The organism is Rhizobium sp. LjRoot98 (genome assembly GCF_964252935.1).
Classification (GTDB): domain Bacteria; phylum Pseudomonadota; class Alphaproteobacteria; order Rhizobiales; family Rhizobiaceae; genus Pararhizobium.
Map to the genome: position 1 here is coordinate 196,379 of NZ_CAXUPW020000003.1, position 20,775 is coordinate 217,153.

General features: G+C 60.5%; 19 protein-coding genes. 8 read left to right on the forward strand and 11 right to left on the reverse strand.

Going from position 1 to position 20,775, the window contains the following annotated elements; genetic code table 11:
- Nucleotides 1-31: 31 nt before the first annotated feature.
- Both ACSQ3J_RS12830 and ACSQ3J_RS12835 read right to left on the reverse strand, forming a co-directional pair.
- On the reverse strand, nucleotides 32-466 hold the full coding sequence (locus ACSQ3J_RS12830; RefSeq protein ID WP_436039278.1) for a DUF1801 domain-containing protein: 435 nt from the start codon (nucleotides 464-466) through the stop codon (nucleotides 32-34).
- Nucleotides 467-510: 44 nt separating this feature from the next.
- Nucleotides 511-1,506: an MDR family oxidoreductase gene (locus tag ACSQ3J_RS12835; RefSeq protein ID WP_436039279.1), complete on the reverse strand. Its 996-nt coding sequence runs from the start codon at nucleotides 1,504-1,506 to the stop codon at nucleotides 511-513.
- Between the two features lie 378 nt (nucleotides 1,507-1,884).
- Between ACSQ3J_RS12835 and ACSQ3J_RS12840 the strand changes: the two genes are divergently transcribed.
- Nucleotides 1,885-2,007 carry a hypothetical protein gene (locus tag ACSQ3J_RS12840; RefSeq protein WP_274534236.1) on the forward strand — a complete coding sequence of 41 codons (123 nt, stop codon included), beginning with the start codon at nucleotides 1,885-1,887 and terminating at the stop codon, nucleotides 2,005-2,007.
- Here the strand turns inward: ACSQ3J_RS12840 and ACSQ3J_RS12845 are convergent.
- Nucleotides 2,004-3,413: a sensor histidine kinase gene (locus ACSQ3J_RS12845; protein ID WP_436039280.1), complete on the reverse strand. Its 1,410-nt coding sequence runs from the start codon at nucleotides 3,411-3,413 to the stop codon at nucleotides 2,004-2,006. The genes ACSQ3J_RS12840 and ACSQ3J_RS12845 overlap by 4 nt on opposite strands.
- The gene (locus ACSQ3J_RS12850; protein ID WP_060502590.1) at nucleotides 3,413-4,087 is read right to left on the reverse strand and encodes a response regulator; all 675 of its coding nucleotides are present in this window, start codon (nucleotides 4,085-4,087) and stop codon (nucleotides 3,413-3,415) included. The genes ACSQ3J_RS12845 and ACSQ3J_RS12850 overlap by 1 nt, the downstream gene beginning before the upstream one ends.
- 78 nt (nucleotides 4,088-4,165) lie before the next feature.
- Here ACSQ3J_RS12850 and ACSQ3J_RS12855 point away from each other — a divergent pair, with 78 nt between their 5' ends.
- The 6 genes from ACSQ3J_RS12855 to ACSQ3J_RS12880 all read left to right on the forward strand — a co-directional run bounded on the left by ACSQ3J_RS12855 (nucleotide 4,166) and on the right by ACSQ3J_RS12880 (nucleotide 10,625).
- Nucleotides 4,166-5,233 (forward strand): ABC transporter substrate-binding protein, encoded by a 1,068-nt coding sequence (locus ACSQ3J_RS12855; protein WP_060502591.1) that lies wholly within the window; start codon nucleotides 4,166-4,168, stop codon nucleotides 5,231-5,233.
- Between the two features lie 263 nt (nucleotides 5,234-5,496).
- Entirely contained in the window at nucleotides 5,497-6,441 is a 945-nt protein-coding gene (locus tag ACSQ3J_RS12860) for a Bug family tripartite tricarboxylate transporter substrate binding protein (protein ID WP_060502592.1), read from the forward strand.
- The gene (locus tag ACSQ3J_RS12865; RefSeq protein ID WP_060502593.1) at nucleotides 6,438-6,929 is read left to right on the forward strand and encodes a tripartite tricarboxylate transporter TctB family protein; all 492 of its coding nucleotides are present in this window, start codon (nucleotides 6,438-6,440) and stop codon (nucleotides 6,927-6,929) included. Before ACSQ3J_RS12860 ends, ACSQ3J_RS12865 begins: the two co-directional genes overlap by 4 nt.
- A 9-nt stretch (nucleotides 6,930-6,938) precedes the next feature.
- Nucleotides 6,939-8,456, forward strand: a complete 1,518-nt coding sequence (locus ACSQ3J_RS12870; protein WP_060502594.1) for a tripartite tricarboxylate transporter permease — start codon at nucleotides 6,939-6,941, stop codon at nucleotides 8,454-8,456.
- A 171-nt stretch (nucleotides 8,457-8,627) separates the two neighbouring features.
- Entirely contained in the window at nucleotides 8,628-8,795 is a 168-nt protein-coding gene (locus tag ACSQ3J_RS12875; RefSeq protein WP_164491975.1) for a hypothetical protein, read from the forward strand.
- A 402-nt stretch (nucleotides 8,796-9,197) separates the two neighbouring features.
- Nucleotides 9,198-10,625 (forward strand): mannose-1-phosphate guanylyltransferase/mannose-6-phosphate isomerase, encoded by a 1,428-nt coding sequence (locus ACSQ3J_RS12880; protein WP_060502595.1) that lies wholly within the window; start codon nucleotides 9,198-9,200, stop codon nucleotides 10,623-10,625.
- 286 nt (nucleotides 10,626-10,911) lie between these two features.
- Here the strand turns inward: ACSQ3J_RS12880 and ACSQ3J_RS12885 are convergent, their stop codons facing one another.
- The 3 genes from ACSQ3J_RS12885 to ACSQ3J_RS12895 form a co-directional block, all read right to left on the reverse strand.
- A complete protein-coding gene (locus tag ACSQ3J_RS12885) occupies nucleotides 10,912-11,976 on the reverse strand; it encodes a DUF475 domain-containing protein (RefSeq protein WP_060502596.1) in 1,065 nt (354 codons plus the stop codon).
- A 259-nt stretch (nucleotides 11,977-12,235) separates the two neighbouring features.
- Entirely contained in the window at nucleotides 12,236-12,535 is a 300-nt protein-coding gene (locus ACSQ3J_RS12890; protein WP_112834616.1) for a hypothetical protein, read from the reverse strand.
- Nucleotides 12,535-14,844, reverse strand: coding sequence for an FdhF/YdeP family oxidoreductase (locus tag ACSQ3J_RS12895; protein ID WP_060512065.1), 2,310 nt, complete (start codon nucleotides 14,842-14,844; stop codon nucleotides 12,535-12,537). Before ACSQ3J_RS12895 ends, ACSQ3J_RS12890 begins: the two co-directional genes overlap by 1 nt.
- A gap of 267 nt (nucleotides 14,845-15,111) precedes the next feature.
- On the opposite strand from ACSQ3J_RS12895, the gene ACSQ3J_RS12900 reads away from it, so the two are divergent.
- Complete coding sequence (locus ACSQ3J_RS12900) at nucleotides 15,112-16,026, forward strand: DMT family transporter (protein WP_060502851.1); 915 nt, start codon at nucleotides 15,112-15,114, stop codon at nucleotides 16,024-16,026.
- A 4-nt stretch (nucleotides 16,027-16,030) separates the two neighbouring features.
- Here the strand turns inward: ACSQ3J_RS12900 and ACSQ3J_RS12905 are convergent, their stop codons facing one another.
- The 4 genes from ACSQ3J_RS12905 to oppB all read right to left on the reverse strand — a co-directional run bounded on the left by ACSQ3J_RS12905 (nucleotide 16,031) and on the right by oppB (nucleotide 20,757).
- Nucleotides 16,031-16,942, reverse strand: coding sequence for an SMP-30/gluconolactonase/LRE family protein (locus tag ACSQ3J_RS12905; protein ID WP_060502598.1), 912 nt, complete (start codon nucleotides 16,940-16,942; stop codon nucleotides 16,031-16,033).
- A 168-nt stretch (nucleotides 16,943-17,110) separates the two neighbouring features.
- Nucleotides 17,111-18,712, reverse strand: a complete 1,602-nt coding sequence (locus tag ACSQ3J_RS12910) for an ABC transporter ATP-binding protein (RefSeq protein WP_060502599.1) — start codon at nucleotides 18,710-18,712, stop codon at nucleotides 17,111-17,113.
- Between the two features lies 1 nt (nucleotide 18,713).
- The gene (locus ACSQ3J_RS12915; protein WP_060502600.1) at nucleotides 18,714-19,841 is read right to left on the reverse strand and encodes an ABC transporter permease; all 1,128 of its coding nucleotides are present in this window, start codon (nucleotides 19,839-19,841) and stop codon (nucleotides 18,714-18,716) included.
- Nucleotides 19,834-20,757 carry an oligopeptide ABC transporter permease OppB gene (gene oppB, locus ACSQ3J_RS12920; protein WP_060512061.1) on the reverse strand — a complete coding sequence of 308 codons (924 nt, stop codon included), beginning with the start codon at nucleotides 20,755-20,757 and terminating at the stop codon, nucleotides 19,834-19,836. Before oppB ends, ACSQ3J_RS12915 begins: the two co-directional genes overlap by 8 nt.
- Between the last annotated feature and the right edge of the window lie 18 nt (nucleotides 20,758-20,775).

The following is a 20,775-nucleotide window of genomic DNA, read 5'->3' on the forward strand; positions in this document are numbered from 1 at the left end:
GTCGTATCCTGCCACACGGTGGCGGGTCTGATCAGGCCGGCTGAGTTTTCTGCGCCGCTTTTTGTCGATGATAGGTCAGTGCGGCGCGAAGGCAGAGCACCAGCGGTTCCCGGCGGAAATCGCCAGTTGCCGGGAAAAGCAGTGCCCGTTGCCCTTCAAAGGTAAAATCATCGGCAAAGTGGGCACGAAAGGTGTCAATCAACGTGGTCTGGCAGTTGACGAACACAGCGCATTGATCGGGTGCCGACCTGGATGCACCCAGCCGGATGGTTGTTCCGCTTTTGCTGGTCTCGGTCAGATAGGCCGGTTCGCCCCATTTGAGGGTTTCAGTCAGCGGGCCGACGCCTTCGGTTTCCGCCGCTACGGCAAAGATAAGGTCCCGAACCTGCAACAGCCGCCGTCTGACCGCATCGGGGTATTGTTCAAGCGCTTGGGCAACGGCGTCGGGAACGGGTAGGCTTGTCATTCCATGCTCCTCGTTGGTGGTTGCCCAGCGCTTTACGGGGCGGTTTATTTCGTCACGTCGATGACGACGCGGCCGCGGATTTTTCCGGCAACGATGTCTTCTGCCAACTGCGGCAGGTTGGACAATGGTTCGACCGTTGTCATGGTTGCCAGCCGTTTGCGGTCAAGGCTTTCCGCCAGAATGGCCCAGGCCCTGTCGCGCTCGATGTGCGGTGCCGTCACCGAATTGATGCCGAGAAGCGCGACACCGCGCAGAATATGCGGCATGACGGTTGCCGGAAGGTCTGCGCCGCCGGCGAGACCACAGGCAGCGACCGCGCCGCTCTGGACGGTCTGCGCCAGAACGTTGGCGAGCGTTGTCGATCCGACTGAATCGATGGCGCCTGCCCAGCGTTCCTTTTGCAAGGCGCCTCCCTTTGCCGCTAGTTCTGCACGATCGACAAAACCCGTCGCCCCAAGCGCGGACAGGTATTCGTGCGTTTCCGGCCGCCCCGTCGATGCCGTTACTCTGTAGCCGCGATTGCTCAAGAGGGCGATGGCCATCGAGCCGACGCCGCCCGCAGCGCCCGTGACCAGAACTTCGCGTGTATCCGTCTTGATCTTGCCCCAGGATTCCAGTGCGTCGATCGCAAGGGCCGCCGTGTATCCGGCGGTGCCGATCGCCATGCTTTCCTCAAGCGTGAAGGCATCCGGCAGGCGCGTCAGCCATTCAGATTTCAAGCGCTGGAACCGCGTATAGCCACCCCATTCGGTCTCCGACATGCCCCAACCGTTGACAACGACCTTGTCACCGGGCCTCCAGTCCGGACTGCGGGACTGAACGACAACGCCGGAGAGATCGACCCCGGCGACCATCGGCAGGCGGCGGGCGATGCGCCCCTTGCCGGAAACGGCGAGGCCATCCTTGTAGTTGAGCGTCGAAAACTGGACTTCGACTAGCACGTCGTGATCGGGGAGATCGGCAAGCGCCAGTTCCCGAAAGCCAGCCGCCGGCTTGCCGTCGCGGTCGTCGATCACCAGTGCCCTGAAATGTCCCGTCATGGTTTTCTCCTGCCTGTTTTGCTGCAGCATGGCATGGGAAAAAAACAAAAGCCATTTCGACAAAAGGCGCGAAAGGACCGCTGCTATCCACAGCCTGGCAAACGGAGCGGGTTCTTTGGGGTCCCAAAAAAAGAGGAAGAAACTCATCGATGATGTTGTTTCTCCGGTCGCGCGCAAGATATTGATTAATTGATAAATTATCAGTAAAAAGCAAAGCCGGATATCGGTGTATTTACTTCTGGCATTGTGTATTTCGTAAGGAAAAATTCCGGATATATGTGCCATGCTTGCCGTGCAAGGCAGATTTGCTTTTGCCCTCTGGCGAAATACATGTCGAAGTGCTATCTCACCCTCGCAACAAACCCTATGGAGCTTATCATGTTTTCGCAGCGCAAGCTGTCGAGCCCGTCTGATCGCGGTTTTGTCCAGATGATCTGGAACGCGATCCTTCTCGTTCAGACCCGTGAAACGACCTCGCTTATGACAGGTCGTAACCGCTAGACAGAGACCGCGGCCGGGCCAGCTATTGCGGCCGGGAATGTTATCGAGGCTTTCAGCCCTTTCCCCCCCGGCCCTTCTCCCAGCGCAAGATGTCCGCCGAACAATCCGGCGATTTCTTCGACGATCGGAAGTCCCAACCCCATCCCCGGTGCTTGCCCGCGTCCGCCGCGGGCAAAACGCTGACGCACGACCTGCCGGTTTTCCGGTGGGATGCCCGGGCCGTTGTCTTCTACGTCGAGCCGGACACCGTCTGTCACTATTTCGACCCGAACCGTGACTTCCGCTCCCTTTCCGGCATAGGCGATGGCGTTTTCGATGAGATTACGCAGCAGCTCGCCGATCAGCAGCGGTTCCGCCCGGATCAATGCCTTGCCGCCGCCCTCGAAGCCGAGATCGATGTCGGCCTCACCGGCGCCAGGCACGCGGTCGCCGGTGATCTCCTGCGCCAGCGCGACCAAATCGATGATCTCAAGCGGCTGCGGCTCCTTCGAGCCGGCGGCATCGATCTTAGCCATCAACAGCAGTTGCGCCAGAATGCGCTCGGCATGGGCGACGGCCTCATCCCCCTTGCGGGCGGCGGCCTGCGCCTCCTCCAATGTCGTGGCTCGGGCCGACAGCGCCAACTGCGTGCGGATGATCGCCAGTGGCGTACGCAGCTGATGGCTGGCATTGCCGGAGAAATGGCGTAGCGCATCGAGTGCAGATTGCAGCCGCACCATGAAGGAATTGACTGTTTCGACCAGCCCCTCGACTTCGCTCGGCACCGACTGGTCGATCGGGTGCAGATCATCGGGACTGCGCTCGGCAATGGCGTCACCCAGCCGGTAAAGCGGCCGCAGCGAGAACGTGACCGCGATCCAGACGATAACGGCCGCGCCCAGGATCATCATCAACAGCCGGAAGGCCGACCGCAACAGGATCGCCTGCGTCAATTGCCGCCGGGCAATGGTGGTTTCCGCGACGGTGACGACGAAGGGAACGGAATTGATGCCTGTAGAGGCCGATCGCTCAAGAGCCGCGACCCGGATCGGCTCACCGCGGAACTGCGCATCGGCATAGACGGCCGACTGGCCATTGAGAGCGGCAACGGAGGGCAGGTTCTGGTAGCCGGTGATGAACTGGCCGGGCGGTCCATCGACCCGGTAGAAGACGCGGTCCTGCGCGGCCGAGGTCAGCATTTCCAGCGCTACATAGGGGATATCAACCTCAAGCGACCCGTCTTCGGCGACCACGACCCTTTCGGCAATCGCCAGCGCCGACCCGGCCAGCACCCGGTCTGATACGATATTCGCCGTCTTCACCGCCTCGCGATAGGTGTCGATCAGGGCAAGCGCTCCGATGACGACGGTCGAGATCAACAGCCAGGCGAGCAACCCCCGGCGCAGCGAATAGGCGCGCCGCGCCATCAGGCGTCCGCCATCTTGTCGAGATAGTAGCCGATGCCGCGCGCGGTGCGCACCGTCAGTCCATGCGGCGCCAGGCGCTTGCGCAACCGGCTGACATATTGCTCGATGGCATTGGCGCTCAGATCATCGTCGAAAGCCGTCAGCGACTGGATGATCGCTTCCTTGGCGACCACTTTGCCTGCGCGCATGAACAGGATTTCCAGAAGGCCGAGTTCCCTTGCCGGGATATCGACGGTGATGCCATCGGCCGAAAAGGTGCGCGAATTGAGATCGAGCGAAATCTTACCGTAGCTGACGAGCGATGAGCGCAGCCCGGCCTGACGCCGCAGCAGCACACGGACACGGGCCTCGAATTCGCTGATGTCGAATGGCTTGATCATGTAGTCGTCGGCGCCGAGATCGAGGCCTTTGATCTTCTCTTCCTGCGTCCCGCGCGCCGTCAGGATCAGCACGGCCGCTTTGTTCTGCCGCGCCCGCATCGAGCGCAGGACGTCGAGCCCGTCCATCTCCGGCAGGTTGAGATCGAGGATGACGAGGTCGAAGGTCTCCGTGGCGGTGACCGCATTGGCGGAGGTGCCATCGTGAACGACGTCGACCGCGTAGCCGCTGCCACGCAGAATCGCGACAAGTCCTTCCGAAAGCGCCGTATTGTCCTCGACCAGTAGTATTCGCAAATCCGCTGTCTCCTTGAAGCTACTGTATCGGGCGTGCTGACGCTTGTGAACGGGCCGAGGCTGCGGCAATATCGTTTTATGCGTTTCCTTCCCCTTCTCTGTCTTTTCTGTGCATTTTCAACTCCGGCAGCCGCGCAGGTCACGCTGTTTCCGGCGCGTTCGGGCGATGCGGAAGCGCCGACCGTCATCGTCTATTCCTCACTCGACGAGCCCCTGGCGCGGCCGATGATCATTGGTTTCCAGATCGCCAATCCGGATGTGGCCGTGCGCTACGAGGACATGCTGACCGGCGAAATCTATGACCGGATTGTCAAGGAGACCGATGCTGGCGAAAAGACCGCGGATTTCGCCTTTTCCTCGGCGATGGACCTGCAGGTGAAGCTCAGCAATGACGGCTACGCCCAGCGCAGCGACATGCCGATGAGCGGCCGCTGGCCGGCCTGGGCCAATTGGCGCAATACTGCCTATGCGCTGACCTTCGAGCCGGCGGTTTTCGTCTATCACAAGCCGAGTTTTACCAAGGAAAAGCCGCCTTCGACGCGGGCGGAGTTTGTCGATTATCTCCAGCGTCAGGGCAGTGCGGTGTTCGGCAAGATCGGTACATACGATATCGAGCGATCCGGTGTCGGATTCCTGTTCATGGCGCGTGATCAGGAACAGTTTGGCGATATCTGGTCGGTGATCCAGGCGATGGGGGCGGCCGGCGTCAAGCTCTACTCCACCAGTTCGGCCATCCTCGAGCGGGTCTCCGATGGCCGCTTCGTGCTCGGTTACAATATTCTCGGTTCCTATGCCGCCGATTGGGCGTCGCGTCATCCGGACGTCGGTATCGTGCTGCCGCGCGATTATACCGTCGTCATGTCGCGCATCGGGCTGGTGCCGCAGGCGGCGGCAACGCCGGATCTCGGCCGCCGCTATCTGGAGTTCTTCATGTCAAAGGAAGGTCAGACGATCATGGCGCGTGAATTGCAGATCCCTGCGGTCAGCCCTGACGTCGCTGGCGCCAATACCGCCAACACCATGCGCGAGATGCTCGGTGGACAGCTGAAGCCCGTTCCGGTCAGCCCCGGCCTGATGGTTTATCTCGATCAGGTGAAGCGGGCGCGGCTGATTGCCCGCTGGAACGAAGTTTTACGGCTCCAGTAGACGAAAACTAAAAATTAAGGGACATTAACAGGGCAAGGCTCCGCCCGATGTCAGGTAAATGTCAGCTTCATATGGTGCCTTGCAGTTCTTCATTATCCGTGGAGGCGGATGATCGAGGCGTATGGGAGGAATTTCACCAGACCCGGCGTAACGGCGAGCCTAAAAGGCCGCTGCAGCTGATTCGACCGTGAGCCATCCCCGTCCGCAAAGATGAACAATATGCGCGCCATACTGAACGAGCGCGCCTGACGGAGGACTACCCTTTGAAACAGTTTTTTCTGGCATCCATTCTTGCCGGCGCTCTCGCGCTCCCGGCTGTTGCTGCTGACTACACGATCATCGCTCCGGCCAACCCGGGCGGCGGCTGGGACCAGACGGCCCGCTCGATCCAGTCGGTCATGCAGGCCGAAGGCATTTCCGGCAATGTTCAGGTGCAGAACGTACCGGGCGCCGGTGGCACGATCGGCCTCGCACAGTTCGCCAGCCAGTCGGCCGGCAATGCCAATGCCCTGATCGTCGGCGGTTACGTCATGGTCGGCGCCATTCTCACCAACAAGTCGCCGGTATCGCTCAACGACGTTACCCCGATCGCACGCCTGACCGGCGAATATGAAGCCATCGTCGTTCCGGCCGATTCGCCGTTGAAGTCGATGGGTGATCTCGTCGAAGCGCTGAAGAAGGATCCGGGCGCTGTGTCCTGGGGTGGCGGTTCGGCCGGCGGTACGGACCATATCGCTGTTGGCCTGATCGCCAAGGCCGCTGGCGTTGACCCGACCAAGATCAACTACATCGCGTTTTCCGGCGGCGGCGAAGCCCTCGCAGCTATCCTCGGCAGCCAGGTAACAGCCGGCATTTCCGGTTATGGCGAATTCGAATCGCAGATCAAGGCCGGCACGCTGCGCCTGCTCGCCATGTCGAGCGCCGAGCGCATCCCTGGCATCGATGCCCCGACCATCAAGGAAGGTGGCCTCGACGTCGTGGTTCAGAACTGGCGCATGGTTGCTGCTGCTCCTGGCCTGACCGATGAGCAGAAGGCGGCTGTTTCGGCTGATGTCGAAAAGCTTGCCAAGTCGGCTGGCTGGCAGGAAACCTTGAAGACCAAGGGCTGGACGGATACCTACCTTGCTGGCGACGCCTTCAAGGAACAGTTGGCCAAGGACGTTTCGGCAACCGAAACCATCCTCAAGGACATTGGTCTGGTTAAATGAGCAAGGGCAACACCCCTTCGACGCAGACACGCCGCCCTGACAGGGCGGCGCTTGTCATCGCCGTCTTCCTGGCCGCTCTCGCCGGCCTGATCTTCTGGGATACGTCGCGGCTTGCGCAGATCACCAGTTATTCCGGCATCGGTCCGGCAACCATTCCATTCGTGATCGCCAGCGTGCTTCTGCTGTTGGCCGCGTGGACCGTATTCGAGGCGCTGCGCGGAGATTTTCCGGCACGGGAGCGTCAGGAATTCGGCCCGGTAATCTGGATCATCGGCGGTCTCGCTGCGCAGATGCTGACGTTGAAGCCGCTGGGGTTTTCCATCGCCACCGGTCTTCTGTTTGCTGCGACCGCGGCTGGATTCGGAAAGCGAAAGCTCTGGTTCACGATCCCGATCGGCATCGTGCTCTGTCTTGGCGTCTGGCTGGTCTTTGCCGGGTTGCTGCAGCTTTCGTTGCCTGCCGGTCCGCTTGAACACCTGTTTTGGTAAGGCCCTGACATGACCACATTCGATTTCCTGCTGCAGGGCATGCTCGTCGCCGCCCAGCCGATGAACCTTCTCTATGCGTTGATTGGCGTGACGCTTGGCACCGCTGTCGGCGTCTTGCCGGGCATTGGTCCGGCGCTGACCGTGGCGCTGCTTCTGCCGGTCACCTACCGTCTGGACCCGGGTGGCTCGCTGATCATGTTCGCCGGTATCTATTATGGCGGCATGTATGGCGGCTCGACGACCTCCATCCTTCTCAATACGCCCGGTGAAAGCGCTTCGATCGTTACAGCGCTTGAGGGCAACAAGATGGCCCGCAAGGGGCGCGGCGGACCGGCGCTGGCAACGGCCGCCATCGGCTCGTTCGTCGCCGGCTTGATCGCGACGCTCGGGCTTGCCTTCATCGCGCCGTTCGTCGTCAAGCTGGCGCTGGTTTTTGGCCCGCGCGAATATTTTGCCCTGATGGTTCTCGCCTTTGTTACCGTGTCTTCCGCGTTCGGGGATTCGACACTGCGCGGCCTGACTTCGCTGTTTATCGGCTTTGCGCTTGCCATCATCGGCATCGATCAGCTGACCGGTCAGGCCCGCATGAGCTTCGGCGTTCCCGATCTTTTGGACGGGATCGAAGTGACGACGCTCGCCGTCGCCATGTTTGCCATCGGTGAATCGCTCTATATCGCCGCACAGGGCGAGCAGGGGCCGGACAAGGTCGAGGCGGTCAAAGGATCTGTCTGGATGACCGCCCAGGACTGGGCGCGTTCGTGGAAGGCTTGGCTGCGTGGCACGGCGATCGGTTTCCCGATCGGCGCAATGCCGGCCGGTGGTGCCGAAATCGGCACATTCCTTTCGTATGCGACTGAAAAACGGTTGTCCAAACATCCCGAAGAGTTCGGCCACGGTGCCATCGAAGGTGTTGCGGGGCCGGAAGCGGCCAACAATGCCTCGGCTGCCGGTACGCTGGTGCCTCTGTTGACACTCGGCTTGCCGACCACGGCGACCGCGGCGATCATGTTGGCCGGCTTCCAGCAGTACGGCCTGCAGCCTGGCCCGCTGTTGTTTGCGACCAATCCTCAGCTCGTCTGGGGCCTGATCGCATCACTCCTGATCGCCAACTTCATGCTTTTGGTGCTCAACCTGCCGCTGGTTGGCCTCTGGGTGAAGCTTCTGACGATCCCCAAGCCATGGCTCTATGCCGGTATCCTGTTGTTTGCGACGCTCGGTACCATCGGCGCCAATCCGTCGGTCTTCGAGCTCGGCATGCTCCTGGCATTCGGTGTTCTCGGCTACGCCATGCGCATCTTCGGCTACCCGATTGCGCCTGTGGTCGTCGGCCTGATCCTCGGACCATTGGCCGAACAGCAACTCCGCCGCGCGCTGGCGATCAGCCAGGGCGATGTGACGGTGCTGTTCACTTCGCCGGTTGCGGCTGTGCTGCTGGTGATTGCCGCCGCGGCGCTGATCGTGCCGCTGATCCTGCGCGCGCGCGGCCGTGGCCAGGTGCTTTCGCAGCTTGCCGCCAACGAAGACTGACGGTTCCTCCCAAGATCGTCACAGCAAGGGCCCGGTTGACTGATGTTAACCGGGCCCTTGCTATTTGCATGGCTGGGATGAATTCCTGTGCATTGTAAACGGAGGTTGCAGACCGCATATTCATCTCGTCGAACAAGACACAACAACAACTTAGGAAAGTGAGTTAAAGAGATGAGTGCCCGTCAATCTGCCCGAGGCTTTTTCGGTAATGCCATCGCCATCTTTGGTGCGGCCACGGCCGCTGCCGCAGCAGTCGAAGGCAACCGCCGTCCACGCGACCGCGACCTCTATACGCTCGGTATCAATCCGGCGAACTTCAATTCCGTCAAGCGCGGCTAATTCAGTCATCATATGAAGTCCGCGAAGCCCACCAGTCACTGGTGGGCTTTTTGCGTTTTGGAGCAGTTTTCACGTCCGTGAACAGGATTGAGCGAACGGTGCAACATGGGCATCGGTGGTGTAAGGCCCACTAGGTCGAAGGAGGGTTCTCGTATGCTGTTCTTTGGCCGACTTGTTGCAGTCACTCCAGAAAATGCGATATGAAGCTTCTAGGAGCTGACGAAACGCACGTGATGCTGCCCGCTTGGAAATTCATCATGACCAACGCGGCGATGCGTGCCAGCAAGAACGGACATTTCGTTTTATTGAGGCTGGACCGATCCCGCATCCGGTTCAAACAAAGGCCAAATGACCAGACCAGCATGTGCTGAACGTGTCATCCTGCATCGTTAAGGGGCATTCATGTCATCGAAAATCGTACCGGTCATCATGGCCGGTGGCAGAGGAACAAGGCTTTGGCCCTTGTCCCGGTCTGCAGCGCCAAAACAGTTTCTGCAATTTCTCGGTGATCACTCGCTGTTTCAAAAGACCCTGAAGCGGGTTGCCGATACCGACTGGTACGAGCAGCCGGTTATCGTCACCAACTCCGAGTTCCGCTTCATCGTTGCAGAACAGGCGATGACGGTCGATGTGCCGCTTTCGAGCATTCTGCTTGAGCCCGTTGCGCGCAACACCGCGCCCGCGCTGGCCGCCGCCGCCTTCGTGATCCAGCGTGACTATGGCGACGACGCCGTGATGCAGGTTTTGGCTTCCGACCACGAGATCGATGCATCGACCCATTACTTCGACTGTATTTTCTCAGCCAACGAAACCGCGAAATCGGGAAAGCTCGTAACGTTCGGTATCAAGCCGACAGAGCCTGCGACGGGTTACGGTTATATCGAGATCGGAGCCGACCTCGATACCGGCGCCAGGACAGTGGCACGGTTCGTCGAGAAGCCGGATCAGGCGCGCGCCGAAGAATTGCTGGCCAGTGGACGGTATCTCTGGAACTCCGGCATGTTCATGCTGCCTGTCGCCCTGTTTCTGTCGGAAATGGCTGCTTTCGCGCCGGACGCCCATGCGGCCGCGCAGAAAGCCGTGTTGAACTCCGTCAGCGATCTGGATTTCGTTCGCCTGGAGACCGAGAGCTTTTCGCAGGCGCCGGATATCTCGGTCGATTATGCCGTGTTCGAAAAGACGGCGCATGCAGCCGTCGTCCCATCCGCCTTCAGCTGGTCGGACCTCGGTAGCTGGGATTCTGTCTGGGCGATCGGCGATAAAGACGAATTCGGCAACGTGGTCGGCCAGAAGGCCACCGTCTCCAACACGCGCAATTCGCTTGTCCTGTCGCGTGATATCCACATTGCCGTCAATGGTCTCGATGATATGGCCGTCATTGCCAGCGAGGACGCCGTCTATGTCGGGCATCTGGCGGACAGCCAGAATGTCGGCCAGATCGTCAAGCTGCTCGCCAAGACGCCGAAGACGCGGGGCCTGACACAGGTTCATCCGACGTCCTACAAGCCCTGGGGTGCGGTTGCCTCTGTGCTCAGTGGTGAGCGGTTTGAGGTCAAACGGCTGCATGTCGCGCCCGGCCGCAAAATCTCCCTGCAAAAACATCACCATCGGTCCGAGCACTGGATCGTCGTATGCGGCACGGCGGAAATCACAATCGGCGACCAGACCCGGCTGCTGCACGAGAACGAGTCGATCTATATCCCGCAGGGTGAAGTGCATCGTTTGAGCAATCCGGGGAAAATTCCGCTGGAATTGATCGAGGTACAGACGGGCTCCTACCTCAAGGACGATGATATCGTGCGTCTCGATGATGAGTTTGGCCGGGCCTGAAAAGGTCCGGCGCCCCCGCGCCATCAGCCGCCGCCATTTTTGTTGAGAACGAATCGGTTCACGGCACCGAATCTATCCGGCGAGCTTCAAAGTCGCCGGGTTGGCCGAATACCACCCTTAGTTTAATGCTGGTAAGGCATCCAGGCGGGTTTCACCATCCGCTGCGCTCACTCCGCCACGATGAGCTGGATATTTTCATTTTCTGTAGTGTAGAGACGCCTGGACATAAAAATGCCGCCCGTTTGTGACGGACGGCAATCGTTTTTATGCGGAGTGTTCTTGTTATTCAGTGCGCGCCGCTCAGTTGTTCGCGGCGGTTGTGCAAGATCGATGACCAGAGCGAGATGCCGATCAGCGCTGCACCGCCGAGACCGGTGATGACTTCCGGGATATGGAAGAGCGTCTGGACATACATGATCACCGACAGGATCAGGATCGCGTAGAACGCGCCGTGTTCCAGGTAGCGGTATTCGGCAAGCGTTCCCTTTTCCACCAGCATGATGGTCATCGAGCGCACATACATGGCGCCGATGCCAAGGCCGATGGCGATGACGAAGAGGTTCTGCGTCAAGGCAAACGCGCCGATAACACCATCGAAGGAGAAGCTGGCATCGAGAACTTCGAGGTAGATGAAGGCGCCGAGGCCGCCCTTTGCCGCTGCGTTCATGGTCTGCTGCGATGCATCGAGCAGGCCGCCGACAACCTCGACTGCGAGGAAGGTCAGAAGGCCATAGATGGCGCAGTAGACGAACGTAGTTGCCTCTTCGCCTTCAAGCAGCGACGAGAAGATCAGGATTACGGCCAGAACGAAGGCGATTTCAACGCCCTTGATCGAGGCGAACCGGGAGAGGTTGCGCTCAAGAACGCCGATCCAGTGCACATCCTTCTCATGGTCGAAGAAGAACTTCAGACCGACCATCATCAGGAAGGTACCGCCGAAGGCGGCGATCGGCAGATGCGCCTCGTTCATGATGCGGGCGTACTCTTCCGGACGCGCAGCGGCCAAAACCAGCGCATCAATCGGTCCAATCTTGGCCGCGATGACGACGATGAGCAACGGGAAGACGATACGCATACCGAAAACGGCGATCAGGATACCCCAGGTCAGGAACCGCTGTTGCCAGACCGGCGTCATTTCCTTGAGCTTGTTGGCGTTGACGATGGCGTTGTCGAAGGAGAGCGAGATTTCCAGCACGGCCAGAACCGTACAAATGAAGAAGACCGTGGCCATGCCGCCGATCGTTCCCGTGGTCGTCCACCCCAGCCAGGCACCGAGCGCAAGGCCGGCGGCGGTGACGATGAAGGACCATTTGAAATAGCCGAGCGTCGAAGTCTGGGAAGCGGTCGTCATGGCCGTACCTCCGCCCCGGAGAAGCCGGACATTGAATAGCTGGAAAAATCCCGCATGCCCAAAACGGCATGCGAAGAACGCATGATATGGAGTGTCATTTGCTTACAATCCGCCGGCTTATTTGCGGGGTAATACCGACATCACGAGAACGCCGTAAATTCTCGCCAGAGGGGCCCGGTATCAGGTTTGCTCAGCAGGCGTGTTGTAAATGCCCTGCACTGCTGGAGTCGCACGTTAAATAGCGATCCTTTTGCCAAGGTCAAGGGACCCGTGCGCAAAGTGCCGCACCTTTTACCGTAAGTTTGATATGCGTCCTCTGTGTGCGTGCATCCCGGCCAATAATCTCGACCGGCGCGTCTAGCCCGGACAACTGATTGATCTCACGCAACACGAGCGCATGGGCAATGCCGAACAGTTTTGAGAAGCTGCGGCTGTCATCCGCAATGCCTTGGAACACCGCGGCGACGATCCCTGCCATAATCGGCGAAAGTGCCGGATCCTGCGTCCGGAGCGCGTCGGCATATGCGAGAAATTGCGCCTCGGATACAACTTCCTGCATCAGGCCGCGTCTTTGGCCGCAGCCGTGGGGCGGAAGGATACCAGGACCGATTTCGACGTCGGTGTATCGCTCTCGTCTCCGGCGCTCGACAATGGCACGAGCACGTTGAGTTCTGGATAATAACCGGCAACGCAACCGCGCGGGATATCATAGGGGACCAGCCGGAAATCCTTGGCGATGCGCACCACGCCGTCGTCATGCCGGCCGATGACATCGACCCGGTCACCAGCCTCGGCACCGAGTTCAGCCAGGTCGGCGGGGTTGACGAAAACGACGCTGCGTTCGCCATAGACGCCGCGATAACGGTCATCCATGCCATAGATCGTCGTGTTGTACTGATCATGCGAGCGGAATGTCTGCAGAACGAAGGCGCCGTCTTGGTCGCGGGCAATCTGATGCTCGATGGCTTTGGGAAGCGAGCCAGTCCAGAAGGTGGCGCGGCCTGCCGGTGTTTCCCATTCACGGTTTGACGCTGCATTGCGCAGGTGAAAACCGCGCGGTTTGCGGACGCGTTCATTGTAATTTTCAAAGCCGGGAATCACATTGGCGATATGATCGCGGATCAGGTCGTAGTCATCCGCAAGAGCCGCCCAATCAACCTTGGCCGAGCCGACGGTGGCGGCCGCAATGCCGGCAATGATGGCGACTTCGGAGCGCAGTTCAGGCGAGGCCGGTTTGTTGATGCCGCCGGAGCCATGCACCATGCTCATCGAATCCTCGACGGTAACGATCTGGCTGACGCCCTTCGAGTTCCGGTCGATCTCGGTGCGGCCAAGGCATGGCAGGATGAAGCTGACCTCGCCGGGCATTAGATGCGAATGATTGAGCTTGGTGGCGATGTTGACGGTCAGTTTCTGGCGCGCCAGCGCCTTGGCGATGATCGGGCTGTCCGGCGTCGCGCGGGCAAAATTGCCGCCGAGACCGATAAAGGCCTGGGCTGAGCCGTCCAGCATGGCGCCGATGGCGGCAAGCACGTTATGGCCTTCCTTGCGCGGCGCCTTGAAATCGAATTCTTTTTCCAGCGTATCGAGAAACGCGGCCGTCGCCTTCTCGTTGATGCCGACGGTGCGGTCACCCTGCACGTTGGAATGGCCGCGGACCGGGCAGAGACCGGCGCCCGGCTTGCCGATATTGCCGCGCAGCATCATGAAATTGGCGATCTCCCGGATGGTGATGACCGAATGCCGGTGCTGCGTCACGCCCATCGCCCAGGTGCAGATCACCCGCTCCGCACCAAGATAGGTGTCCGCCGCACGCCCGATCTCCAGACGGGTCAGGCCGGACTGATCCTCGATTTCAGCCCAGCCGGTCGCATCGACCGCAGAGCGGTAAGCAGCGAAATCGGCAGTGTGCAGTTCCAGAAAGGCATGGTCGAGAACCGAAGGCTCACCGGCCGCTAGCGCTGCATCGTCAGCCGCAAAAACCGCCTTGGCCATGCCGCGCACTGCCGCCATGTCGCCGCCCAGACGCGGCTGGAAATAGTCGCTGGCAATTTCGGTTGAACCGCCGCGCAGCATTTCCAGCTTGTCCTGCGGATCGGCAAAGCGCTCCAGGCCGCGCTCGCGGACCGGATTGAAAACCGCGATCCTTGCGCCCCGCTGGGCCGCACGGCGCAGGTCACCCAGCATGCGCGGATGGTTGGTGCCGGGGTTCTGGCCGATGACGAAGATGGCGTCGGCCCTTTCGAAATCCTCCAACAGCACCGTACCCTTGCCGACGCCCACCGCCTGTTTCATGGCGATGCCGCTGGCCTCATGGCACATGTTGGAGCAATCCGGGAAATTGTTGGTGCCATAGAGCCGCACGAACAGCTGGTAGAGGAAGGCGGCTTCGTTGGAGGCGCGGCCGGATGTGTAGAATTCGGCGCGGTCGGGGGTGTCGAAGCTGTTGAGGATGGCACCGATCTCGGCAAAGGCGGTATCCCAGCTGACGCGGACATAGGTGTCGGTCGCGCGGTCGTAGCGCATCGGGTGGGTGAGCCGGCCCTGCTGCTCCAGCTCATAGTCGCTCCATGACTGGAGGGTCGTCACGGTGTGGGCAGCAAAGAAATCGGGTGGCGTCCGTTTGTCGGTGGCTTCCCATGCCACGGCCTTGACGCCATTTTCGCAGAATTCAAACGAGGAGCCATGGGCCGGATCGCCCCAGGCGCAGCCGGGGCAGTCAAAGCCATCGGGTTGGTTTGCCTTGAGCAGGGTTCTCGCACCCGAAATCGGCGAGCCGCTTTCCAGAAGCCGTTTGCCGCAGCTCTTCAAGGCTCCCCAGCCGCCTGCTGCCTTGGAAGGTTTGCCGAGAAAAACAGTCTTGCCCATAACGCGGAGATCCCTGGCCGTTACCGATAGAAGAAACGATGGTGAAAACTCACCTTTCGGAGGCTGTTTATGGAATTTCACTGCTTCTTCAAGGGCTCACATCGCATGTAATGATAGAAGTTTTCTATCAATGGCGTGCCAGGATTTAAATCTGGGAGGCGTCGCGTCCATTCGCCATTCCAAATGTTGATGGACCTATGCCTTTTCGCGACTGGATCGTTTGGTTGGAATGTGCGACTGGCACGCATCTTTGCCGGAACCGATGCCATGACAGCCCAAACAGTCCCGCTTGCCCATTCCCCAAACGCCGCCCGCACCGGCGTGTTGATCATGCTGCTTGGCATGTTGATGTTTTCGCTCAACGACGTGATGGGCAAGTGGCTGGTTTCGACCTATTCGGTTCCCCAGTTGATGACGATCCGCAGCATAGCGGCGCTGATCGTGCTGACGCCATTTTTCATCAAGCGTGGTTGGCGCAGCCTGGTCCAGGTCGACCGGCCATGGCTGCATGCGCTGCGCTCGCTGTTGTTCGCAATCGACGCGTCTGCCTTCTATTTCGCCGTTGCCTACATGCCTCTGGCTGATGCGATGACCTATTGGCTGGCAGCACCGATCTATGTCGCGGCCGCTTCGCCGTTCCTTCTGGGCGAGAAAGTCGGCTGGCGGCGGTGGACGGCGATCCTGATCGGCTTTGCCGGGGTGATCGTTGCGCTGGAGCCGTCGTCCAAGAGTTTCTCGCTGCCGGCGCTGATTGCGCTGGTCGGTAGCGCTGCGTTTGCCTTCGCTCTGCTGCTCGGACGAACCCTGCGATCGACGCCGGATACGACATTGATCTTCTGGCAGTTGAGCGGTGCGCTGATCTTCTCTCTGGTTGGCGTCGGTGCCAATACGGCCGGTTGGGCGCCGCTGGACCTGGAAGCGGTGGCCTGTCTCAGCCTTTTGGGTATCGTCGCCATGCTGGCGCATATTCTCGTCAGCCGCTCGTTGAAGCTCGCAGACGCAGCGACCGTCGTGCCACTGCAATATACGCTTCTGTTCTGGGCGGTGGTGTTCGGCTGGCTATTCTTCGGCGATACGCCGCGTTGGACCGTTGCCCTCGGCGCAGCGCTGATCGTCGCATCCGGCCTGTTCATCTTCTTCCGCGAACAGCAGCTGAAACACCGGGGCAAGGCCAAGGAATAGCGTTTTACGGACGTTGGACGCCGGTTGCCGTTACATAGATCGCGTAGACCGATTGCGTCGCGGTGATGAACAGCCGATTACGGCGCGGGCCGCCGAAGGTGAGGTTCGAGACGCCCTGGGGGATACGGATTTTGCCGAGCAGCGTGCCGTCCGAAGCAAAGCAATGCACCGCATGGCCACCGCTGGTCCAGAGATTGCCGTTGGTATCGAGACGAAAGCCGTCCGGGCGGCCTTCGTCGAGATGGCAGAAGACCGCGGAATTGGTCAACCGCGTACCTTCCACATCATAGACCCGGATATGGGCCGGTGCCGTATCGTCCGGATTGGTGCCGCTGTCGGCAACGTAGAGCTTGGTTTCGCCCGGCGAGAAGGCAAGGCCGTTCGGCTGGAGGAAATCGCTGGCGGCGGCGGTCAGCGCGCCGGTCACCGGGTCAAGCCGGTAGATGCCGCGTTTGTCCTGTTCCGGCGCTGATTTGTAGCCCTCATAATCAGACAGGATGCCGTAGGTCGGATCGCTGAACCAGATGCTGTTGTCCGAGCGCACCACGACGTCATTGGGCGAATTCAGCCGCTTGCCCTCGAAACTGTCGGCAAGCACGGTGATCGAGCCATCCGGTTCAGTGCGGGTCACGCGGCGGGTGCCGTGTTCACAGGAAATCAGCCGTCCCTGGCGGTCACGGGTATGGCCATTGGCGAAATTCGAGGGATAGCGATAGACCGAGACGCCGCCATCGGGCACCCAGCGCAGCATGCGCTGGTTGGGAATATCGCTCCACAACAGCTGCTGCGCGTCGTCAAACCAGACCGGCCCTTCGGCCCAGCGGCAGCCGGAATGCAGCTCTTCAAGCACGGCGCTGCCAACGATCAGCGAGCGGAAACGAGGATCGTGGATTTCGTAGAGCGATGGGCTGGGCATGGTCCGTTCCCGTGTTCCTGATGGCGCCGTTTCTCATCCACCCGCAACGATAAGGATCGTTTCGGGAGGCTCCCTAGGTGTGAGCGTAGGATGTTGGGATCGAAACCACAAGAACGCATGGCGAAGGCTGCAAGAGCCCGGCCGATTAGGGCCGGGCCTTGCTGGATGTCACGCCGTGAAGGCTGCGTTCATCAGGGTCTGGGTGTAGTTTTCACGCGGCGCCTCGAAGATCGCGTCGGTATCGCCTTCCTCGACGATCTTGCCGTTCTTCATCACCACCACGTAGTCCGACATCGCCTTGATCACGGACAGGTCATGGCTGATGAAGATATAGGAGAGCCCATGCGTCTTCTGCAGGTCGCGCAGGAGATCGATGACCTGGCCTTGCACCGAGCGGTCAAGCGCCGAGGTCGGTTCATCCAGGATGACGACCTTCGGCTTCAGGATAATGGCGCGGGCGATGGCGATACGCTGCCGCTGGCCGCCGGAGAATTCATGCGGATAACGGTTGCGGGCCGCCGGATCCAGACGAACTTCCTTCAGCGCCTCAATGGCCCGCTTGTCGCGCTCGGCACGGCTGAGCTGTGGCTCGTGGACATAGAGCCCTTCGGTGATGATTTCTCCCACCGTTTGGCGTGGCGACAGGGAGCCGTACGGATCCTGAAAGACCAATTGCAATTGCCGGCGCAGCGGCCGCATGGCCGAGCGGCCGAAATCGGAGATATTGGTCGCTCCAAACTGATAGCGGCCTGAGCTCGGTATCAGCCGCAGGAGTGCGCGGCCAAGCGTCGATTTGCCGGAACCGGATTCACCGACGATGCCGATGGTCTGGCCTTCCTTCAGCCGGATATTGACGCCATCGACCGCGCGGAAAACGCCTGCCTTCTTGCCGAACAGACCGCCACCGGTGGCATAATCGACCGAGACATTCCTGCCTTCGAGCATGACCGGTGCGGTTTCGGCCGGTGACGCCTTGCGGCCATGCGGCTCAGCGGCGAGCAGCATCTTGGTATAGTCGGCCTGCGGCCGCTCGAAGATATCGGCTGTCGTTCCCGTCTCGACCACTTCGCCGCGGCGCATGACCGCGACGCGGCTGGCGAAATGCTTGACGATGCCGAGGTCATGGGTGATCAGCACCACGGCCATGCCGAACTTGGCCTGCAGCGAATTGAGGAGGTCGAGGATCTGCGCCTGGATGGTGACATCGAGCGCGGTCGTCGGTTCGTCGGCGATCAGGATGTCGGGATCGTTGGCAAGCGCCATGGCGATCATGACGCGCTGACGCTGGCCGCCGGACATTTCATGCGGGTAGCTGTCGATGCGTCGCTTTGGATCGGGAATGCCGACCAGCTCCAGCAATTCGAGCACGCGGGCTCGGGCTTGGCTGAATGTGCCACCGCGATGCTGGACGATCGGTTCGGCGATCTGCCTTCCGATCGTGTAAAGCGGATCGAGCGAGGTCATCGGCTCCTGGAAGATCATGGTGATCTTGGCGCCACGCACCTTGTTCAGCGCCTTCAGCGGCAGCCCGACCAGTTCCTGGCCGCGATACTTGGCCGAGCCGGCAACCCGGCCGTTTCCGGCCAGCAGACCCATGATGCCCATCATCGTCTGGCTTTTGCCGGAGCCGGATTCTCCGACGACAGCCAGCGTTTCCCCGGCCTTGATGTCGAGATCGATGCCCTTGACCGCCTGCACGTCGCCGTCGGGCGTTGTGAAGGTGACCTTGAGGTCGCGGACGGCGAGAATTGTTTCCCGTGAATCATTCATGTCAACGGTCCTTCGGGTCGAGCGCATCGCGCAGGCCGTCGCCGGCGAAATTGAGCGAGAACAGGGTGAGAACGAAGAAGATCGCCGGGAAGATCAGCAGCCACGGTGCCGACTGGATATTGTTGGCACCTTCCGCAATCAGCGCGCCCCAGCTCGTCAGCGGCGCCTGAACGCCGAGGCCGAGGAAGGAGAGGAAGCTTTCAAGCAGGATGACCTTCGGCACGACGACAGTCACGAAAACCACCACGGGACCGATCGTGTTCGGGATGATGTGACGGCGGATGATCTGCCAGTCCGTCAAGCCGAGCGCTTGCGCCGCCCCGATGAATTCGCGCCGCTTCAGGGCCAATGTCTGACCGCGCACGATGCGGGCCATGTCCAGCCATTCCACCGCGCCGATGACGAGGAAGATCAGGATGAACGAGCGTCCGAAGAACACGACGAGCACGACGACGAGGAAGACGAAGGGCAGCGAATAGAGGATTTCGACGAACCGCATCATGACGTTATCGACGCGGCCACCGATATAGCCGGAGGTGGCGCCGTAGAGCACGCCGATGCTGAGCGAAACGAGGCTGGCAAGCAGGCCAACGGCGATCGAGATCTGGCCGCCGAGCATGACGCGCGCCATCAGGTCACGGCCGTTCGAATCCGTGCCGAAGAAGAAGTATTCGCGGGCGACCTGACCGGTCAATTTCAGGGTCTTTCCGTCATCTTCCGTTGCGACGACCTGCGTGCCCTCAAACTCGTTGGCACGGTCGAAGTAGCGCGTTGTGCGCGGATCGATCGGCTTGTCGGAGGTGACGATTGCCGTGAAGGTCTGGCCTTCGACGGCAAATTCCTTCAGGTCGACGCGGGCGCGGCCCGCAACGCCTTCCATGACATCCTGCAGGCTCGACGCATCCGGCCGGGGTTCCAAGCTTGGCGCCACCGAGACATAGGACGGAAACACCTGATCATAGGTATGGCTGATGAAATAGGGGCCGAGGAACGAGAAGAGCGCGATCAGCGCCAGCACGACGCAGCCGGCCATGGCGGCGCGGTTGCGGCGGAAACGCATGGCGGCAAGTTGGAACAGGCTTCGGCTGGCTGTTTCCGGCGGTAGTTCCGTGGTGACGATATCAGTCATGGCGAACCCTCGGATCGAGAAGGCCGTAGAGAATGTCGACCAGCAGATTGAAAACGATGACGAAGATGGCGATCAGCACGACGGTGCCCATCACCAGCGTGTAATCGCGATTGATGGCGCCCAGCACGAAATAGCGGCCAACACCGGGAATGGTGAAAATCGTCTCGACCACGGCCGAGCCGGTAAGGAGTGCCGCAGCCGCAGGCGCCAGATAGGAAACGACCGGCAACATGGCAGCGCGCATCGCATGGGTGATGACGACGGTGCGGGCGGGCAGGCCATAGGCGCGGGCGGTGCGGATATGGTCGGTGTGCAGCGCTTCGATCATCGAGCCGCGCGTCAGGCGCGCAAACACCGCCAGCTGCGGCAAAGCAAGGGCAATCATCGGCAGGATCAGGAAGCGCAGCGAGCCATCGCCCCAGCTTCCGGCCGGGAGCCAGGAGAGCGTGATGGCGAAGACAAGTGTGAGAACGGGGCCGACGACAAAGTTCGGGACTGTCACGCCAACGGTCGAGACCGACATGATCAGGAAGTCGAGGGCGCTATTTTGCCGGAGAGCCGCAATCGTGCCAGCCAGAACGCCGCCAAAAAGTGCGAGCAAGAGTGCATAAAAGCCAAGTTCCATCGAATAGGGCAAGCCCTTGCCGATCAGCTCGGCGACCGTGTTGTCCTTGTAGACATAGCTCGGTCCGAAATCGCCTCTGACGGCATTACCGATGTAGGAAACATACTGGCTCCAGAGCGGCTGATCGAGATGGTACGTGGCCATCAGGTTCGCCATCGTCTGTGGCGGCAGCGGGCGCTCGAGATTGAAAGGACCGCCCGGCGCGAACCGCATCAGGAAGAAGGAAATCGTGACGACGATGAATAGCGTCGGCACGGCGCTCGCAAGGCGGCGCAGAACAAAGGAGATCATGGTCTTACTCCATGACGC

Excerpts from the sequence above, each read along its gene's own strand:
- ACSQ3J_RS12890 (WP_112834616.1), bottom strand. The coding sequence starts at position 12,535 with ATGCAGGAAGTTGTATCCGAGGCGCAATTTCTCGCATATGCCGACGCG.
- ACSQ3J_RS12880 (WP_060502595.1), top strand. The coding sequence starts at position 9,198 with ATGTCATCGAAAATCGTACCGGTCATCATGGCCGGTGGCAGAGGAACA.
- ACSQ3J_RS12870 (WP_060502594.1), top strand. The coding sequence starts at position 6,939 with ATGACCACATTCGATTTCCTGCTGCAGGGCATGCTCGTCGCCGCCCAG.
- ACSQ3J_RS12905 (WP_060502598.1), bottom strand. The coding sequence starts at position 16,942 with ATGCCCAGCCCATCGCTCTACGAAATCCACGATCCTCGTTTCCGCTCG.
- ACSQ3J_RS12835 (WP_436039279.1), bottom strand. The coding sequence starts at position 1,506 with ATGACGGGACATTTCAGGGCACTGGTGATCGACGACCGCGACGGCAAG.
- ACSQ3J_RS12855 (WP_060502591.1), top strand. The coding sequence starts at position 4,166 with ATGCGTTTCCTTCCCCTTCTCTGTCTTTTCTGTGCATTTTCAACTCCG.
- oppB (WP_060512061.1), bottom strand. The coding sequence starts at position 20,757 with ATGATCTCCTTTGTTCTGCGCCGCCTTGCGAGCGCCGTGCCGACGCTA.
- ACSQ3J_RS12915 (WP_060502600.1), bottom strand. The coding sequence starts at position 19,841 with ATGACTGATATCGTCACCACGGAACTACCGCCGGAAACAGCCAGCCGA.
- ACSQ3J_RS12910 (WP_060502599.1), bottom strand. The coding sequence starts at position 18,712 with ATGAATGATTCACGGGAAACAATTCTCGCCGTCCGCGACCTCAAGGTC.
- ACSQ3J_RS12840 (WP_274534236.1), top strand. The coding sequence starts at position 1,885 with ATGTTTTCGCAGCGCAAGCTGTCGAGCCCGTCTGATCGCGGTTTTGTC.
- ACSQ3J_RS12895 (WP_060512065.1), bottom strand. The coding sequence starts at position 14,844 with ATGGGCAAGACTGTTTTTCTCGGCAAACCTTCCAAGGCAGCAGGCGGC.
- ACSQ3J_RS12875 (WP_164491975.1), top strand. The coding sequence starts at position 8,628 with ATGAGTGCCCGTCAATCTGCCCGAGGCTTTTTCGGTAATGCCATCGCC.
- ACSQ3J_RS12830 (WP_436039278.1), bottom strand. The coding sequence starts at position 466 with ATGACAAGCCTACCCGTTCCCGACGCCGTTGCCCAAGCGCTTGAACAA.
- ACSQ3J_RS12845 (WP_436039280.1), bottom strand. The coding sequence starts at position 3,413 with ATGGCGCGGCGCGCCTATTCGCTGCGCCGGGGGTTGCTCGCCTGGCTG.
- ACSQ3J_RS12865 (WP_060502593.1), top strand. The coding sequence starts at position 6,438 with ATGAGCAAGGGCAACACCCCTTCGACGCAGACACGCCGCCCTGACAGG.
- ACSQ3J_RS12885 (WP_060502596.1), bottom strand. The coding sequence starts at position 11,976 with ATGACGACCGCTTCCCAGACTTCGACGCTCGGCTATTTCAAATGGTCC.
- ACSQ3J_RS12900 (WP_060502851.1), top strand. The coding sequence starts at position 15,112 with ATGACAGCCCAAACAGTCCCGCTTGCCCATTCCCCAAACGCCGCCCGC.